The sequence below is a fragment of the Woronichinia naegeliana WA131 genome (assembly GCA_025370055.1).
Taxonomy (GTDB): Bacteria; Cyanobacteriota; Cyanobacteriia; order Cyanobacteriales; family Microcystaceae; genus Woronichinia; species Woronichinia naegeliana.
Genome location: CP073041.1, coordinates 7,049,175 through 7,067,145, shown reverse-complemented (window position 1 = coordinate 7,067,145; position 17,971 = coordinate 7,049,175). Strand labels below are relative to the sequence as shown.

Genomic DNA, 17,971 nt, shown 5'->3' with positions numbered 1-17,971 from the left:
ATAAAATTTGATTCCATTCTCCCATGCTCTTCTTTTAGATTGTCCTATGCCTATAAAGCTAAACCCTTTTCACTTTCTGTTGCCATTAGCGATCGCCTTACCGAGTAGCCTGATTCCGTCCTTATCTCTTGCTCAAACCCCGCCAGTCAGTCCCAATCTCGACCCTAACCGTATTGCGGCAGAGAAAGCAGACACAGAAGCCAGAAAATTAATGGGAGAAGACGCGCCCCTGGCGACCCAGGTGATTCCTAAACAACTTGAATCGTTAAAGTACTGGCAATTAACGGGCGATCGCCTTCAAGTAGCAAAAAAACTCGACTACATCGCTAAACTCTACTGGTTTCGAGGAGAATATGCAAAAGCATTAGAGTATGCCCAGCAAGCGGCATCGGCTTGTGAAGCATTGAATGATCGAGAATGTCAGGGAGCAGCCGTTGGTTCCTTGTCTTTAATTTATAAGGATATAGGGCAATATCAGAAGGCGATCGATTATTCTCAACAAGTTCCGTCCCTGTTTCCTGATACTCCCGAAGTGACACCGACTACCTTAACAAGCATTGGACAGACTTACAGTCAAAATTTAGGACAAAACCAGAAAGGACTTGATTACTATAACCAAGCTCTATCTTTCTGGCGAGCTAGAGGTGATGTTGTTAAACAAGCTGAAACACTTGATTTTATTACCGGGTTTTATCTTATTAGTTTGGGAGAAGTCAAAAAAGCCATAGAGTCTCTAAAGCAAGCTAACGCGCTCGATCCTGAATTTAAAAGAGATAGAAGCATTTTTGACCTAATTTACGCCTCATTGTCAACATCTAGCTGTTCTGATCAAATTGCAACATTACAAAAACCATCTTCCCCAGAACCATCGGCTAATGTACCGAATTCATCCGAACCTGCTTCTGAACCTGCTACTAACACTATCGAAAGCTTCCAACAATTTGTCCAAAAATATCGCAAGCAAGAAAATATCAAGACAGAAGCTGATTTTTTAGGTATGTTAGCAAGCTTGGAGTCTGCCAGACTCGGACAATATCCCCAAGCTCTTGATACTTATCAACAACAATTAAAACTCTTGCAATTCATGGGAGCTAAGCCGCAAGAAGCAGAAGCCTTAGAAAGCATTGCCGATATTCTCAATCGTCAAGGGAAAAAGCAAGAGGCAATTAATACCTTAAATCAATCTTTAGAGATTCGACGACAGCTTAATATCCGCCCTGACGAAGCCGATACCTTATCAACCCTCGGTTACATCTACTTCTCTCTGGGGGCCTATGATTCTAGCCTCGATACCTATCAGAAAGCCCTGTCTATTTTTCAGGATATGGGTAAGCGATCTGAAGAAATTACTGCCCTACAAGACATGGGAACTGTTTACCGAAAGTTAAAAAATTATCCCGAATCCCTAAAACTCTATCAGCAAGCTTTTTTGATCGCTGAAACGACTGGCAATTGCCTACAGGCCGCTCGCTCTAAATTCCGCATCAGTCAAGTTTATCTAGATACAAGCAACGAGCAGCAGGTGATCGCCAGTAGTAATGAAGCATTAGCGATCGCGGAAAAATTGGAAGTAATTGAAACAAAGCTACTCATGCAAGCCACAGTTAATAACGTCCTTGCTAAAGCTAAATTAAAGCAGAAAAATTATCCTGAAGCCCTCGAATATGCCCAAAAAGCCCAGAGCCTAGCTCAACAGTCTCAGTTTCCGACAGTAGAAGCCATTGTTTTTACGACTCTTGCTGAAGTCTATATCGCTCTCAAACAACCTCAAAAAGCGATCCAAACCTATCGAGATCAACTTGCCCTCTACCAAGACCTTAGTTTTCAACCAGAGAAATCGCAAACCCTCTACGATCTCGCTAAATTAGAACGAAAAGAGGGCGATCTAAAAGCCGCCTTAAGTTCCATCAGTGAAGCCATAGACATTGTTGAAAATATTCGTCAAGAGATTGTCAATCCTGAACTGAAAACTAGCTTTTTTGCTACCAAACAAGATTACTATGCCTTGAAAATTGATATTTTGATGGATTTACACCAACAAGATTCTACCCAAGGCTATAATGCCCAAGCTTTTGATACCAGTGAACGTAGTCGTGCTAGAACCCTGCTGGAACTGCTCAACGAATCTAATGCCGATATTCGCCAGGGTGTTAATCCCAAGCTGTTAGATCAAGAAAATGCTCTTAAAGATAAAACTACCGCCCTTGAAAAACAATGGAGCGAGCTTATTAATAAAAATCCTACCGACCAACAAAAAGCCTTTTTTCAACAAGAACGCAAAAATTTACTTGCCCAATATCAAGCTATTCAAGACACAATCCGCGTCAAATCCCCCAAATACGCCGCTCTCAAATATCCCCAACCTCTTACCCAAGCCCAAGTCCAACAGCAAACTCTCGACCCCGAAACCGCCCTTCTGCAATACTCCCTCGGCGAAGAGAAAAGCTACCTCTGGATCATTACCAAAAACGGATTCACCTCCCACATTCTCCCCGCCCAAAAAGAAATTGAAACCGCCGCACGAGAACTCCTGAATGCCATTCAATTCGGCAAAGATGACACCGCAAATATTAGCCAAGCCGCCAACCAACTCAGCCAACTTGTCCTCACTCCCGCCGCTAAACTAAATCAAAAACGCTTAATTATCGTTCCCGATGGTGTATTGAATTACATCCCTTTTTCTATCTTCACCCTCAACGACAAACCTCTGATTAACCAACACGAACTGGTTAACCTGCCCTCCAGTTCTAGTATTGCCCTCATTCGCCAAGACACCCAAAACCGCAAACCCGCCCCCAAAACCCTTGCCATTCTTGCTGACCCAATTTTCAGTGCAGACGATCAACGCCTTAAAGCACCTCAAAAACAACCCATTTCCCCAACCAACCCCGACTTAAACCAATTAGCTATCAACCGTGTCACAAAAACCCTTAAAAAAAGCCGTGCAGTAGGAGACAATAACCAATTTACGCGACTCCCTGGCACTCGCCAAGAAGCCCAAGCCATCCTCGCGCTACTCCCCAAAACCGAAACCAACGCCGCCTTTGATGACCGAGCTAACCTTAATTTGGCCATCAATCCCCAACTCAGTCAGTATCGCATCATCCATCTAGCGACTCACGGTGTTTTTAATGGAGAAGAACCCACCGATTCTGGCATCATTCTCTCCTTAGTAGATGCCAAAGGAACACCGATCAATGGCTTCCTACGCCTCAACGAAATCTTTAACCTTAATCTGCCTGCGGAATTAGTGGTACTGAGTGCCTGCGAAACGGGCTTAGGCCAAGAAATCAAAGGGGAAGGCTTAGTCGGCTTAACAAGAGGATTTATGTATGCAGGGACACCAAGAGTATTAGTTAGCCTCTGGCAAGTAGATGACCAAGCAACGGCGGAATTGATGACCCGATTTTATAAGTTAATTTTAGAGAAAAAACTTCCCCCCGTCCAAGCCCTACGGGAAGCGCAATTGCAAATGCAAAACGAAACTGAATGGAAATCGCCCTATTACTGGTCAGCCTTTGTCCTTCAGGGGGAATGGCGTTAAAGCAAATAAGCAAAAATCAGTGAAAGCCTTGCTGTAAATCGATTACGTTCTCCTGATGCCGCAGTGGTTGCTGAAATTATTGCGGATATTCGAGAGTTGGGGACTTGGGGATGATGGGGTAGAAGTTTAAGGCTTGAAACCATTTATTGACACAGTAAGATTGGTCGGTAATCATTAGAGTAAAACAGGATAAACATGCTCACTGGTTAAAAGGAGTTCATCATTGCCGAAAAAACAATTTCGCAAATCCGTCAAGAGCTTGCGTTATCAAATCTCCAGACATCACCAAAAAATTGCCGATGAACAACAAAAGGAATCTCCCGATTTTAACCTTATCCACTACTGGAGACGAGAAATCTCTGGACTCGAAAAAAGTTTAGTCAGAGCCGAAAAACGATTAAAAAGAGGTCATTAAATGCTTCTCCAAACAAAAAACTCATCAATTCTTAATCCTACTTTAGAAACTTTATTATCAGAATTAGAAGAAGAATGCAATACAGTTTTAACCCTTCTTCATCAACTTAGATTATCTAATCTTAGCAATGATCAAAAAGGCGATATTTTAGCCGAATTAGTTGGCTCGATTAGTCATTTACACGTTCACACAGAAAATCTGCCCGACTTAATTGGCGATGAATTATTACAACTACCCGATTAAAAATAAAAGAACCTGGCGGCGATCGCGTTATTATTCAGTTTTAAGTATTATTAAAAACGTCTCCATTAATGAGGTCTATCAATGGCTCAAGCAATTCGTCAAACAAAGTCTTCGGCTGAAGCCTTAGCGATTCAAAGACTAGGATACTTAGACAATCCCAACCAACTGGTAACGGTGATTGGTGCAGATCAAGACATTGACGAAGTATTTTTGCAAGAATGGGTAGAGGGAAAAAACGAAAAAAGGCAAATCAAGTGCATATAACCGTCAGATTTGTCTCCCAATTCTCTTATAATCCTATGTTATTCCAAAAACTTATCCCCAATGACCTTGCTGCCCCAACTGCCCAAAATTCCCTCTGCTGCCTGGCAACGTGCGATCGCCAAAGGTTGGGAAAAACCCTACACCGTCCGTTATGCCAGTAATTTGGATGATGGCCCCTGGCATGGGATGCCCCTCGGTGGTTTTGGTGCAGGTTGTATCGGGCGATCGCCGCGAGGAGATTTTAATCTCTGGCATTTGGACGGGGGGGAACACGTTTTTCGCAGTTTAGCCGCCTGTCAATTCAGCATTTTTGAGCAACCAGAAGGAGAACAGGCTCAAGCCTATGCGTTAAGTACAGAAGCTCCCGAAGATGGCAGTTTATCCCGTTGGCAATGGTATCCGAAGGAAAAAGGAACCTATTCGGCGTTATATCCCCGCAGTTGGTATGAATATCAAGGCGTTTTTAAAAGTCAAATTATTTGTGAACAATTTTCTCCCATTTGGGCTAATAATTATCAAGAAAGTAGTTATCCTGTCGGTATTTTTAACTGGAGTTTTCATAATCCTACCGATAAACCGATTACCCTTAGCTTGTTAGTAACCTGGCAAAATGTTGTCGGTTGGTTTACCAATGCCATTAAATCTCCGACCGTCAAATTGCGCGACGATGGCAGTCCTGTCTATGAATATCAACCCCGTTGGGGCGACAGTACGGGTAATTTTAATCAGTGGATTGAAGATAATTTTCGGGTCGGTTGTTTATTTAATCGTATTCAACTGCGGGATCAAATAGAAGAAGGGGAAGGACAAATCTGTATTGCCAGTGTGCGAAACCCTAGTTTAGAAGCCTTTTATCATAGTCGTTGGAATCCTCAAGGCGATGGTTCCGAGGTTTGGGATTGGTTTGCAGCCAACGGTTCTTTGCCCGATATTCAAGATGAAACTCCTGCCGATCCTGGGGAACAAATTGCGGGGGCGATCGCCTTACGTTTTACGATTCGTCCAGGTAAAACCCGTCAAATTCCAGTCATTGTGGCTTGGGATTTTCCCATTACGGAATTTAAGGAAGGGGTTAAATATTATCGCCGTTATACTGACTTTTATGGTCGCAATGGCCAGAATGTTTGGGCTATGATTCGCACCGCTTTAAAACATGGTGATACCTGGCGTGAAAACGTCGAAGCTTGGCAAAATCCGATCCTACAAAACCCCGATCTAGCTAACTGGTTGAAAATGGCTTTATTTAATGAGTTATACCTTTTAGCCCAAGGGGGAACGCTCTGGACAGCCGCCACAGAAACCGATCCTGTGGGTCAATTTGGGGTCTGCGAGTGCATGGATTATCGTTGGTATGAAAGTCTAGATGTGCGTCTTTATGGCTCTTTTGGGTTAATGATGAACTGGCCAAAATTAGATAAAGCCATTTTAATCGCCTTTGCTCGTGGCATTTTTGAAGAGGATAAAAGTGAGCGTACCATTGGTTATAACCTGGTTTCTGCGGCGCGTAAAATTAAGGGAGCGACTCCCCACGATCTCGGTGCGCCCAATGAACATCCCTGGCAACAAACTAATTACACGGCCTATCAAGATTGCAATTTGTGGAAAGATTTAGGCAGCGATTTTGTTCTGCAAGTTTATCGAGATTTTCTCTTATTACCCGAAAAAGATTATGAGTTTTTAGGGGAATGTTGGCCCAGTATTGTGGAAACTTTAGCTTATTTAAAAACTTTTGATTTAGATAATGATGGTATTCCCGAAAACTCTGGCGCACCCGACCAAACCTTTGATGATTGGCAGTTAAAAGGGATTAGTGCCTATTGTGGAGCTTTATGGATTGCCGCCCTCGAAGCCGCGATCGCGATCGCCAATTTACTCCTAGAAAATCCACCCACAGAAACAGCATTAAAACCGAAAGAAATAGGAGAAAGTTTGCAAACCTATCAAGATTGGTTAGCTCAGTCCCGTGCAATTTTCCATCCAACCTTATGGAATGGCGAATTTTATAAACTGGATAGTGAAAGTGGTTCAGAAGTGGTCATGGCCGATCAACTTTGCGGTCAATTTTATGCGCGTTTATTGGGTTTGCCTGATGTCGTAGAAAATGAGTATGCAGAGAAAGCTTTGAAAAAAGTTTATGACACCTGTTTTCTGAAATTTGCTGACGGAAAGTTTGGGGCAGCTAATGGTTTGATGCCCGATGGTAAACCCGAAAATCCTGATGCGACCCATCCCCTGGAAGTCTGGACAGGAATTAACTTTGGTTTGGCTTCTTTCTTAATTCAAATGGGCATGAAAGAGGAGGCTTTGCGCTTAACAGAAGCTGTCGTCAAACAAGTTTATGAGAATGGATTACAGTTTCGGACTCCTGAAGCCATCACCACAGTCGGTACTTTTCGCGCTAGTCATTATTTACGAGCCATGGCCATTTGGGGCGTTTACGGTTTATTAGTGGGTTTTAATGCTTAATCAAACCAACCGATATCTTCATTAGATAGATGGGTATCGGGTTGACCAGGGGCCACATAACGAGTCGGTAGAACCAAAGCAAAAGCGTTATTGGCAGGAATAGGATCAGGAGGAGTTGCCTGGGCCTTTTCTAAAGTAGTTTGTAAGGTTTGGATTTCTGCGTAAAGTTTATTGATTAAGATTTGTTGAGATTCCAAATCTTGCTTGAGGGGTTCTAGCAATTTAATTTGTTGGTTGAGATCCTGAATTTTTTGCTGGGCGACTTCTAGGGACTGTTGATGTTTATTCGCCTGACTTAAGTCTGTGGTTAGCGTTTTGACCAAGGCTTTTTGTTCAGTTAGTTGTTCTTGCAGTTGGCTAACCTGAGCTTTTTCCTGGGATAGTTCCTGATTTAAACGATCAATACTGGCTTCAATTTGCGGTAAGTTCGATTCCTCGGCGATCGCTGATGTGCTTGGAAGCTCAGGTGATGGGGTTGGAAGAGCGGGGGCAAGCGGTTCGGTTTCTGCTGGCGTGGGCAATTCGCCTGGGGAAGGTACAGAAAGTTCCTCCTTCTGAGGTTTGACTTCTTCGCGTAATAGATCTGATATCCGTTTTCTAGTCATTTGTTCAAGTTATTTTAGGGAAATTATAGAAAGATTAGAGAGAGCTTTACTGGGTTCTATCTTAATCATGCCCGATTTCTGAACACCATCGTTGAAAATAGTCCAAAAACTGTCTTAGGGTAGAACTTTTGTTAAGATAAGATCGGTATCAAGGTAAATTAAAACTTTTTATATTGATAGGATTTCATGCGCTTTCATCGTGTTTTGGCTTGGGGCAGTGGCTTATTAATCACGGTTTGGGTTTCTGCTGGCAGTTCGGAGAAAATGTTACGGATGCCGTCGGTTTTAGCCCAGACCTATCAGGCTACTCTCAATCAAAAAATGGCGAATTTAAAGAAAACTGAAGATCGTTGGATTGAAATAAATCTCTCCACACAACGCCTCACCGCCTGGGAAGGTTCTAAACCCGTTTACGCGATCCTAATTTCAACGGGCAAAAAAAAGACACCCACTATCCCAGGCATGTTTACGATCCAGAGCAAACGCCGCATTGATCGCATGAAAGGGGATGGTTACGACATTGACGATGTACCCTATGCTCAGTATTACAGTGGTGGCTATGCCATTCATGGAGCCTACTGGCACAAAAGCTTTGGAACCCCTGTCAGTCACGGCTGCACGAATTTGGCGGTCAATCATGCTAAGTGGCTGTTTAACTGGTCAAAAGTAGGAACACCTGTTGTTATTCACCCCTAAATGCTTCGGGTCAACGCGAGTCAATATTACAAACTGTAAACAGGTCATCTAAATTCGAGAGAAGGTGTGATAGATTCTACAGTGGCTTGTTCAATGCTGCTCTTGGGAAGGAAACTCACTGTGCCCACTCTCTCTGCTAAACCCAATCTGAATCGCGAAGATATCCGTGAATATGTAGCCGAGCTACAGCTACACATGGCCCTCCAAGCCCGTAATTTGACTCCCACGTTTGCCCATACGGGTGATAGCCGTCAGCAACTGGTTCATGAGAGCCAGGCGATGATAGAAAAGTTAGTCTCCCGTCAAAGTTTCTAGATTGTCTTGGGTTTACTCAACGATCGCCAGGATAACCCATTTAAGTTTGTTATGGTCTATGTTAAAAGGGACTTTTCGGGGGTGCGACCTTTAGTTGATAAAAGATGGTGTAGTCAGAGGCATGATAGAAATCTAATATCTGTTCTTCCGTCTGCTTTTCTAAAAACTTCCAATTTGATTCTGCACCATCTGCTATACCGACCAATTTTGCATCTGGATAACGGTTTTTCGCTCGCTCAATTTCTCTTTCCAATCTTTCTAGAAAACTCTTTTTTCCATACTCTGGTGCCGCACCTAGACAGATTGTATGTTGACGTTCTCCCTCACTATCGTAAGTGATCATGCAAAATTAATTACATACTCAGTCCCGAAGCCTTCAAGCACTTTTGTGAGGTAATTGCGTAAACTCTTTTTGCTTTCATACGCACTTACTTCTACTCATTCATATTTTATGAATTTCCATAGTATTTCAATTAAATTTAACTTTGGTGAATAAGCTGGCAACCAAAATATTTCTAGATTTTTCTCTTTCCACTCTTCTATTTTTTCCATTATTTTGTCGCTTGTGTGTATTGTTGCTTGATCCATCAACAATACTGTTTTCTTCTCTATCTTTTCACTAAATTTATCAATAAAACTAATTATCATTTCACTGTTAATATTTTTTTCAAAGAAATCCAGACAGTCCATGCCCTTAAAATATCAATGTCAACAGCCGTTGTGTGACAATACTTTCGAGCATTATAGCCGTTGATGATTGCCCATTTCCCAAAAACGCCTAGCGGGCCATTTGCATTTATTGCAATACCCCTTACAATCAATGAAGCGAATAATCGCATTATTGTGTTGTGAGAGAGGATCAGACCATGAGTCTCCCGTCGGTTAAATCAGAAAAAACTCCCTTATTACAGCGAGGATTGGGGGTATTGGGTAGTTTGGCCTTATTGAGTAATCCCTTAGTGGTTGCTCCGACGATAGCCCAGGAAACCCTCGTCATTCCTGATGTCCCTGCTCCCATTGCTCCTGCGGCTCCAGCCGTTCGAGAGGCTCCAGCCATTCAACCCGTTGAAGCACCGCAACCTCAAAGAGTCCGTTCCTTCGAGTCAGTTCGGGTTCGTTCCCCTCGGCAAGCTTTTCGTTCTGAGCGATCGCGGACTGTCCATTCCCAACTGTCGGCCCCTAGAATTTCTCTCTCGCGTGAATCTAACACTTTACCAAACGCATCAGACAACCTTCAAGGCAAGAACAGTTATATTGACAATACATCCTATAAGGGCGAGTCACAGCAACCAACGGTTGTCCTAACGGAAAGAAGCAGTGGTTGTCAAATAGTCGTCCAAAATGGTTCATTAAATCGGGGCTGTGGGGTCACGGCTAGTTCTGCTCGTCGAACCTCGATCTCGACTTCCATGACCAGAGAAGCGATCGCCAATAACAGAGCTTTTATTCCTCGCTATCAACGGTTGGCCAGCCGTCCTAGAGTATCGGCCCAAAGCCTAATCAGCCAGAATTCTGGTTTTGCTCCGATCCGACCGATCGCGCTCCGTCAGCACAATTATCAACCCTATCGTGCCAATCAAGAAGTTAATTCGAGTCAGGTTGTTAGCCTAGAACCGATTATTCGTCGTGGGTTAGCGATCGCTTTGGCTCCCATGCCGGAATATAGCCGTGCCACCTCTCTCTATGCCCCCACTGCACCCCAGGGAGAAAGTCGAACTGACTTACTTTTCCCCTTGCCTGTTGTTGCCCCCATTACCTCCGCTTTTGGTTGGCGGATTCACCCCATTGCGGGTACTGGCCGAATGCACTCAGGAACGGACATTGGTGCGCCCTTGGGAACACCAGTATTGGCGGCCTATCAAGGAGAAGTGGCTGTAGCGGATTGGTTAGGGGGTTATGGCATGACGGTCATTATTCGCCACCTCGAAGGGACTCAAGAATCGCGCTATGGACACTTGTCTGAGATTTTCGTGAAACCTGGTCAAGCAGTACAACAGGGTGAAGTCATTGGTCGTGTGGGTAGTACTGGCTTTTCTACCGGGCCTCACCTCCATTTTGAATGGCGACACTTAACTAAGGAAGGCTGGGTTGCAGTGGATGCCGGGCCTCACCTGGAATACGCTCTAGGAAATCTGATTCGGACTCAACAGTTAGCCAATGCTACTCTGGTTAAACCCCAAGGCTAAAGTAGATACAATATACAGTACCTTCTGTCGGTAGATTAGTGTTTTTCTTCGCTTCCCCCCTTAAGCAAACTGGGCTTATTCAAGGGGGGATTCAATGTTCGCAGCTAAAACTTAACAGCGATCGCGGTGGGCCAGAATAAGAAACTTAAAGTTGACCGGAATTAGTAATCGTTACAGGAACTTTAGTCTTACCACTGTCACTACCTTGAGCTTCGAGCAATTTCAGCACTTCGAGTCCTTCCACCACCTCGCCAAAGACAACGTGTTTACCGTCTAGCCAGGGCGTTTCCACAAAGGTTAGAAAAAATTGGGAACCATTGGTATCGGGGCCAGCATTAGCCATCGAGAGTAAACCAGGTTTATCGTGTTTCTTTTTAAAATTCTCGTCGGCAAACTTTTCGCCGTAGATGGATTCTCCACCCGTTCCATTGCCACGAGTAAAATCTCCCCCTTGGGCCATAAAATTAGGAATAATCCGATGGAAGAGAGAGCCTTTAAAATGGAGAGGTTTACCGGCTTTACCCACTCCCTTTTCTCCCGTACAAAGAGCGCGGAAGTTTTCGGCCGTTGTAGGAGTTACATCATCAAATAATTCCATCACAATGCGGCGATCGGGTTCGCTACCAATAGCGATATCAAAATAAACTTTGGTCATGGAGATTTTCTTCTAGCAGTTTGCAAAACACAACAATCATAGCCTATCTCTTTTTAAAGCAGTTTCTAATCGCCTAGTTAAGATGGCAAAAAGCCAAGGGACTCTTTAACCCGACTTAAGGTTTGATTGGCCACTGCTGCCGCTTTTTCCTGACCCTCGCGCAAGACCGATTGTAAATAACCCGATTCTGAGCGGATGGCCTGATATTTTTCCTGAATGGGTTGTAAAGCGGCGATGGTGGTTTCCGTTAAAAGGGGTTTAAATTGACCCCAGCCCATTTCTCGACATTCTTCCGCGACGAGAGCTTTAGATTTTCCTGAGAGTAGGCTATAAATGGTTAGGAGATTATGGCATTCAGGGCGATCGCGATCGTCAAAAGTCAGACCTTTAATAGGATCAGTTTTGCATTTTTTGATCTTTTTCTGAATCAGATCGGGGGGGTCTAGGACATTGATCCGACTGAGTTCAGATTCATCGGATTTAGACATTTTTTTCGTGCCATCTAATAAGCTCATCACCCTGGCTCCTTCTTGACGAATTAAGGGTTCTGGTAATTTTAAAATGGGGCGATCCGTACTGCCAAATTTGTCGTTAACGCGGATCACAATATCCCTGGTTAACTCTAGATGTTGCTTCTGGTCTTCTCCCACAGGAACCTTATCGGCATCGTAGAGCAAAATATCTGCTGCCATGAGAATGGGATAGTCCAGCAGTCCCACACTGACATTTTCCCCTTGTTTAAGAGCCTTTTCCTTGAATTGAATCATGCGCTCTAGCCAATTGAGGGGGGTAATACAATTTAGCAACCAAGCCAGTTCGCTGTGGGCCGTGACCTGGGATTGCACAAAAATGGTAGAGTACTGAAGATCAATACCACAGGCTAAGTACAAAGCCGCGATCGTGTAGGTATCTTCTGCTAGGGTTTTGGGATTGTGGGGAACCGTGATGGCGTGTAGATCTACCACACAGAAAAAATTATTGTAGTCCGCTTGATTTTCGACCCAGTTACGGATCGCACCTAAATAGTTGCCGAGGTGAAGATTGCCTGTCGGTTGTACACCGGAAAGAATTCGTTGTTTGCCCATGCTGGTTAAAAATAGCGGTTTTCGGGGAAGTTCTTGATCTTTTTTTGAACCCGATATTGTTTAGGTTACTGCAAATTCACACCATAAATTCATACAATACAACGATTGTGATAGATGAGTAATGAGAATCAATCTCCTCACATTGATATCAATCCCCTTTAACATGAGAAAAAACTGATTAGTCTCAGAAGCTATGTGATGGCATCTCAGGCAACTCTGGTTTTGGTACGGGAACCTTACTGTTAACCACCAGTGCCACGTCTTATCAACCTCTACAATCCTTGCTGTATAAGGCTTTCGGTGAAAACTGTCAGTTAATTTGGCATGAATTAAGTGTAAAAACAAGGAAACCCTTTCCTGGCAAGGGTTCTGGAGTAGATAACCTCATATTTAGCATAATAAGTACCTAAGAACCTTTTTTGTAAGTTGCTTCATCGACTGAGAAACCGTTGGTTGGGTCAGAAAAAGTTCTTCATTGGTACTACTAGATCCGATGCGCTAAGTGATCGACGCAAAAACTTATCGTTACGGCGACTAACCTAGCATCTGTGTCAACTTAATGTGTAACTCTTGCTAATTAAGGCTTTGGAACCGTTTGATGACGAGCCGTTGAGCCTTATTTCGGAGGATTAGAAACTATAACGCTTGATTAATCGTTGATTGATGATGGGTTAGGATCGCATAATCCATCCTACGATCCTTATTTAGTAAGGCTTTTGGCTTAAGTTGACACCAATGCTAACCTAGAAACACCTTGAATATCAATAGACAAAGCCTATCGTATAAATAAAATATTGGGTATTTATCTATCTTAGATTTCCTTTATGATTAAATTCAACGAATTGAGGAAATCACGATGACAGATTTAATTATCTACGGTTTTACAGGTTACTTTGCTTTACTGGTCTTACTCTTCGGGCTGAAATCCCTGCTCTTCCCTAACCCCGATACTCTCAATTGATCCCCATTTTAAAATAGCTTCTCTCTATTACTATTCCCCATGAATTCATTTAATCGCCGCAAATTTTTAATCACCGCAGGGATGGTGGCCAGCAGTTCCATCTTCTTAAAAGGCTGCTTGGGCAATCCTCCCGAACCCCAAGGAAACAGTGGGACTACAACTACTGCCACTACTCAAGCGACAAACCTAACCCCTGAAACCACCCCTGAAACCACCAAGGTTAAACTCGGTTTTATGCCTATTTTTGAGGCGGCCCCGTTAATTATTGCCAAGGAAAAAGGCTTTTTTGCTAAGTACGGCATGACTGATGCGGAAGTGTCTAAGCAAGCCAACTGGGGAGCCGCTAGAGATAACGTCGAAATTGGTTCGGCGGGGGGCGGTATTGATGGTGGTCAGTGGCAAATGCCTATGCCTTACCTAATTTCCGAGGGTTTAATTACTAAAAATCCCAGTGGGATTCCGATGTATGTGTTGGCCATGTTAAACACCCAGGGTAATGGTATTGCGATCTCCAAAAGTCAAATGGGCAAAAATATTAGCCTCGATATGTCCAAAGCCAAGGACTATATCCAGGGATTAGCAAAAGAAGGCAAAAAATTTAGAGCCGCCTATACTTTTCCGAAAGCAAATCAAGACTTTTGGATTCGTTATTGGTTGGCCGCCGGGGGAATTGATCCCGACAAAGATGTTAGTTTGTTGACTGTTCCTGCCGCCCAAACTGTTGCCAATATGAAAACGGGAACAATGGAAGGATTTAGCACGGGCGATCCTTGGCCAGGACGTTTAATTAAAGATGACATTGGTTTTGTTGCGGCTTTAACGGCTCAAATTTGGCCTTCTCATCCTGAAGAATATTTAGGAATGCGAGCCGATTGGGTTGATAAAAATCCCAAGGCAACTAAAGCAATTTTAAAAGCGGTAATGGAAGCCCAGCAATGGTGTGACAAACAGGAAAACCGTAAAGAATTGGCTCAAATTGTTGCTAAAGCGAGTTACTTTAATGTTCCTGCGGCAACCTTAGAACCAATGTTTATGGGCAAATATGTGATGGGAGATGGTCAGCCCGATATTGATGATTTTAATATGGCTGTCCGTTATTGGAAAACCGACAAAGGTGTTATTTCCTATCCCTATAAGAGCCTTGATCTTTGGTTTTTAACGGAAAGTGTACGTTGGGGTTTCTTGCCTAAAACCTATCTGGAAGGCTCTAAGAATTTGATTGATAAAGTCAATCGTTCTGATATTTGGAAAGAAGCGGCTAAAGAAGCTGGTATTCCCGCCGCCGACATTCCTACAGGGGATTCTCGTGGAGTTGAAAAATTCTTTGATGGCAAAGTTTTTGATCCTGCAAATCCGCAAGCCTATCTTAATAGCTTGGCAATTAAAGTTAATTGATAATGGATAATTGACAATTAATAATGAAGCATCGTTTTTTGTCACTTAGTTAACTCCTAATTATCAATTATAAACTGTCCATCATCAACTAATTTCCAACTACTAATTATCAACTATCCATTGTCAATTATCAATTCAATTGAGGAGCTTTACATTATGGCAACCACTTTAAAAACGAATCGTCCTAGCCCGAATCCTTTAGCGAAATTCTGGCACAAAAATTCCCAAAATATCTTACCCCCCATTGTCGGAATTTTAGGATTTCTGATTGTCTGGCAAATCTGTTCGATGACAGGACTGATTAAATTACCCCCTCCAACGGATTTAATTACTAATGAACGGACTCGCATTTATTTGATGTATCCTTTCTTTAATCGCGGTGGCACGGATGTGGGTTTGTTCTGGCAAGCAATGGCCAGTCTGCAACGGGTTTTAATTGGTTATTCTCTCGCGGCTGTTGTGGGTATTTCTGTTGGTATTGTCATTGGTTTAAATTCTTTTTGGAATAAAGCCTTAGATCCTCTTTTTCAATTTTTAAGAACTGTTCCCCCTTTGGCTTGGGTTCCCTTAGCATTAGCGGCTTTACAACAAAATCAACCTGCGGCGTTATTCGTGATTTTTATTACCTCGGTTTGGCCAATTTTAATTAATACTGCGGTTGGCGTTCAACAAATTCCCCAGGATTACATTAATGTCCGTAAAGTGTTACAACTCGCACCTCAAAAGTTCTTTTTGAAAATTCTGATTCCTTCGGCTTTACCTTACATTTTCACTGGACTACGGATTGCGATCGGGTTGGCTTGGTTAGCGATTATTGCGGCGGAGATTGTGATGTCGGGGATTGTCGGGATTGGTTTCTTTATCTGGGATTCTTACCAAAATAATTACATCAGTGACATTATCTTGGCTCTCGTTTATATCGGCGCGATCGGTTTAATTTTGGATAAGTTAATGGCTTTTGTTCAGACCTTGATTGTCAAGGAGTAGATCTTTTCTACGTTTTCATAAAATTTGATCCCCCCTACCCCCCTTGATAAGGGGGACAAATGCTAAACCTTGTAATTGTTCATTATCAATTATCCATTTTCAATTATCCTCTATTCACTTTTCTCTATTCCCTATTAACTATCATGAGTGTTTTTGTTGCTGTTGATAACATTGATAAAGTTTTTCCCCTCTCTGGTGGTGGTGAGTATATCGCCCTCAAGGGAATTAATCTAGAAATAAAAAAGGGTGAATTTATTTCTCTGATTGGTCACTCTGGTTGTGGTAAATCTACGCTTTTAAATATGATTGCGGGTTTAGATTTACCGACGGAAGGAGTCGTTACTCTAGAGGGTCAACGCATTAAACAACCTGGCCCCGATCGCATGGTGGTTTTTCAAAATTATTCCCTGTTGCCTTGGTTAACGGTGCGTCAAAATATTGCCTTAGCCGTTGAAGAAGTGATGGCGGGAAGTTCTGCCCAAGAACAAAATGAGGTTATTGAACAGCATATTGATCTGGTTGGTTTGCGTCATGCGGTAGAGAAATTACCCAAGGAATTATCGGGGGGGATGCGTCAACGGGTGGCGATCGCCCGCGCTTTAGCAATACGTCCTAAAGTGTTGCTATTAGATGAACCGTTTGGAGCCTTAGATGCCCTGACTCGCGGTAATTTGCAAGAACAATTAATGAAGATTTGCGAGGAATATCAAGTAACTTCGGTAATGGTGACTCACGATGTAGATGAAGCGGTTTTATTGTCTGATCGCATCGTCATGTTAACTAATGGCCCCTCCTCTAAAATTGGCGGCATTTTAGAAGTAGATATTCCCCGTCCTCGCAAACGAATGGAAGTCGTTAATCATCCCAGTTATTACAGTTTGAGAAGTGAAATTATTTACTTTTTAAATCAACAGAAACGGATTAAAAAATTACGCGCTCAAAAAGTTACCACTATTGCCCGTCATGGCTTAGAAAAAATCAATTTAGAACTGGGTTATGTGCCTTTAACCGCTTGTGCTCCCTTGGTAATTGCTAAAGAAAAAGGCTTTTTTGTCAAACATGGTTTGGATGAGGTCAACCTAGTACGGGAAACCAGTTGGCGCGGAATTGTGGACGGCATTGCAGGAGGGTATCTGGATGCGGCTCAAATGCCTTCGGGAATGCCCACTTGGTTAACGGCTGGCGGCCATCAAGAACAATCTTTGCCCGTTGTAACGGCTCTAACCATGACTCGCAATGGTAACGGTGTCACCCTCAGTAAGGAGTTATACGAAAAGGGCGTTTATACTGCCGCCGATTTTAAAAAGTTATTGCTGGAATCCGAGGGGGAAAATCATACCCTTGGCATGGTACACCCTTCTTCAATGCACAATCTGCTGTTGCGCTACTGGTTAGCGGCTAATGGCATTGATCCCGATCACGATGTGAACCTAAAAACCATTCCTCCCGCTCAGATGGTCGCGGATTTGAAAGCGGGAACCATTGACGGTTATTGTGTCGGTGAGCCTTGGAATCTACGGGCGGCGATCGAAGGGGCTGGCTTCACCATTGCGACGGATTTAGAAATTTGGCAGGGTCATCCAGGTAAGGTACTAGGAGTACGGGAAGATTGGGCGATCAAATATCCCAATAGCCATATTGCTTTAGTGAAAGCCTTGTTAGAAGCCTGCGAATATTGTGCTAATCCTCAGCATGAACAGGAAATACGCGAAATTTTAGCGGGTCGCAATTATCTGAGTACTTCTATCGAGTACATTCAACTGGGCGATCCTAATCAATACACCTGTGATGTAAATAAGCCAGTAGAGTATGCCCATCACCTCTTTTACGGCGTGAATGTCAATCGTCCCAGTCGGACGGAACATCTCTGGATGATGACCCAGATGGCCCGTTGGGGTGAAATTCCTTTCCCTCGTAATTGGGTAGAAATTTTAGAACGGGTTTGTCGCGTAGGTGTCTTTAGTACCGCCGCCAGGGAGTTAGGCATGGATGTGAATTATCAACGGCAACCGATCGCCCTATTTGATGGCATTGAATTTAACGCCGATGATCCCATTTCTTACCTCACCCATTTAGAGATTCATCGCAATTTTACGATGGCAGAAGTGCATTTAGATGGTCAGCGATTAGTTTCAGCCTGATCTTTTCCCCTGA

The 17,971-nt window shown here is 43.3% G+C and carries 12 protein-coding genes and 4 pseudogenes; 10 read left to right on the top strand and 6 right to left on the bottom strand.

Features of this window, described 5'->3' with window-relative positions; all coding sequences use genetic code 11:
• Positions 1 to 46 precede the first annotated feature (46 nt).
• The 4 genes from KA717_35915 (at position 47) to KA717_35900 (ending at position 6,932) form a co-directional block, all read left to right on the top strand.
• The gene (locus KA717_35915; protein UXE60808.1) at positions 47 to 3,544 is read left to right on the top strand and encodes a CHAT domain-containing protein; all 3,498 of its coding nucleotides are present in this window, start codon (positions 47 to 49) and stop codon (positions 3,542 to 3,544) included.
• 415 nt (positions 3,545 to 3,959) lie between these two features.
• Positions 3,960 to 4,202, top strand: coding sequence for a hypothetical protein (locus KA717_35910; GenBank protein ID UXE60807.1), 243 nt, complete (start codon positions 3,960 to 3,962; stop codon positions 4,200 to 4,202).
• Between the two features lie 81 nt (positions 4,203 to 4,283).
• On the top strand, positions 4,284 to 4,466 hold the full coding sequence (locus tag KA717_35905; protein UXE60806.1) for a hypothetical protein: 183 nt from the start codon (positions 4,284 to 4,286) through the stop codon (positions 4,464 to 4,466).
• Positions 4,467 to 4,526: 60 nt separating this feature from the next.
• Positions 4,527 to 6,932, top strand: a complete 2,406-nt coding sequence (locus tag KA717_35900) for a bile acid beta-glucosidase (protein ID UXE60805.1) — start codon at positions 4,527 to 4,529, stop codon at positions 6,930 to 6,932.
• Here KA717_35900 and KA717_35895 read toward each other — a convergent pair.
• Positions 6,929 to 7,537, bottom strand: coding sequence for a hypothetical protein (locus tag KA717_35895; GenBank protein ID UXE60804.1), 609 nt, complete (start codon positions 7,535 to 7,537; stop codon positions 6,929 to 6,931). The two genes, KA717_35900 and KA717_35895, sit on opposite strands and share 4 nt — an antisense overlap.
• 186 nt (positions 7,538 to 7,723) lie before the next feature.
• On the opposite strand from KA717_35895, the gene KA717_35890 reads away from it, so the two are divergent.
• Together KA717_35890 and KA717_35885 are read left to right on the top strand one after the other, a co-directional pair.
• Entirely contained in the window at positions 7,724 to 8,233 is a 510-nt protein-coding gene (locus KA717_35890) for a L,D-transpeptidase (protein UXE60803.1), read from the top strand.
• 120 nt (positions 8,234 to 8,353) lie between these two features.
• Positions 8,354 to 8,548, top strand: a complete 195-nt coding sequence (locus KA717_35885; protein UXE60802.1) for a hypothetical protein — start codon at positions 8,354 to 8,356, stop codon at positions 8,546 to 8,548.
• 109 nt (positions 8,549 to 8,657) lie between these two features.
• Here the strand turns inward: KA717_35885 and KA717_35880 are convergent.
• Positions 8,658 to 8,882: pseudogene (locus KA717_35880) on the bottom strand (ISKra4 family transposase).
• Positions 8,883 to 8,887: 5 nt separating this feature from the next.
• Positions 8,888 to 9,202 (bottom strand): annotated as a pseudogene (locus KA717_35875) (transposase).
• Between the two features lie 1,067 nt (positions 9,203 to 10,269).
• Between KA717_35875 and KA717_35870 the strand changes: the two are divergent.
• Positions 10,270 to 10,605 (top strand): annotated as a pseudogene (locus KA717_35870) (M23 family metallopeptidase).
• 274 nt (positions 10,606 to 10,879) lie between these two features.
• On the opposite strand, the gene KA717_35865 reads toward KA717_35870, so the two are convergent.
• The 3 genes and pseudogenes from KA717_35865 to KA717_35855 form a co-directional block, all read right to left on the bottom strand.
• A complete protein-coding gene (locus KA717_35865; GenBank protein ID UXE60801.1) occupies positions 10,880 to 11,389 on the bottom strand; it encodes a peptidylprolyl isomerase in 510 nt (169 codons plus the stop codon).
• Positions 11,390 to 11,466: 77 nt separating this feature from the next.
• Complete coding sequence (gene trpS, locus KA717_35860) at positions 11,467 to 12,474, bottom strand: tryptophan--tRNA ligase (GenBank protein UXE60800.1); 1,008 nt, start codon at positions 12,472 to 12,474, stop codon at positions 11,467 to 11,469.
• Between the two features lie 411 nt (positions 12,475 to 12,885).
• A pseudogene (locus KA717_35855) lies at positions 12,886 to 12,969 on the bottom strand (LysR family transcriptional regulator).
• Positions 12,970 to 13,474: 505 nt separating this feature from the next.
• On the opposite strand from KA717_35855, the gene KA717_35850 reads away from it, so the two are divergent.
• From KA717_35850 to KA717_35840, 3 genes are all read left to right on the top strand, one after another.
• Positions 13,475 to 14,830: an ABC transporter substrate-binding protein gene (locus tag KA717_35850; protein ID UXE60799.1), complete on the top strand. Its 1,356-nt coding sequence runs from the start codon at positions 13,475 to 13,477 to the stop codon at positions 14,828 to 14,830.
• A gap of 156 nt (positions 14,831 to 14,986) precedes the next feature.
• On the top strand, positions 14,987 to 15,817 hold the full coding sequence (gene ntrB / locus KA717_35845) for a nitrate ABC transporter permease (protein UXE60798.1): 831 nt from the start codon (positions 14,987 to 14,989) through the stop codon (positions 15,815 to 15,817).
• A gap of 143 nt (positions 15,818 to 15,960) precedes the next feature.
• Positions 15,961 to 17,958, top strand: a complete 1,998-nt coding sequence (locus tag KA717_35840) for a nitrate ABC transporter ATP-binding protein (GenBank protein UXE64882.1) — start codon at positions 15,961 to 15,963, stop codon at positions 17,956 to 17,958.
• The last annotated feature ends 13 nt before the right edge of the window (positions 17,959 to 17,971 follow it).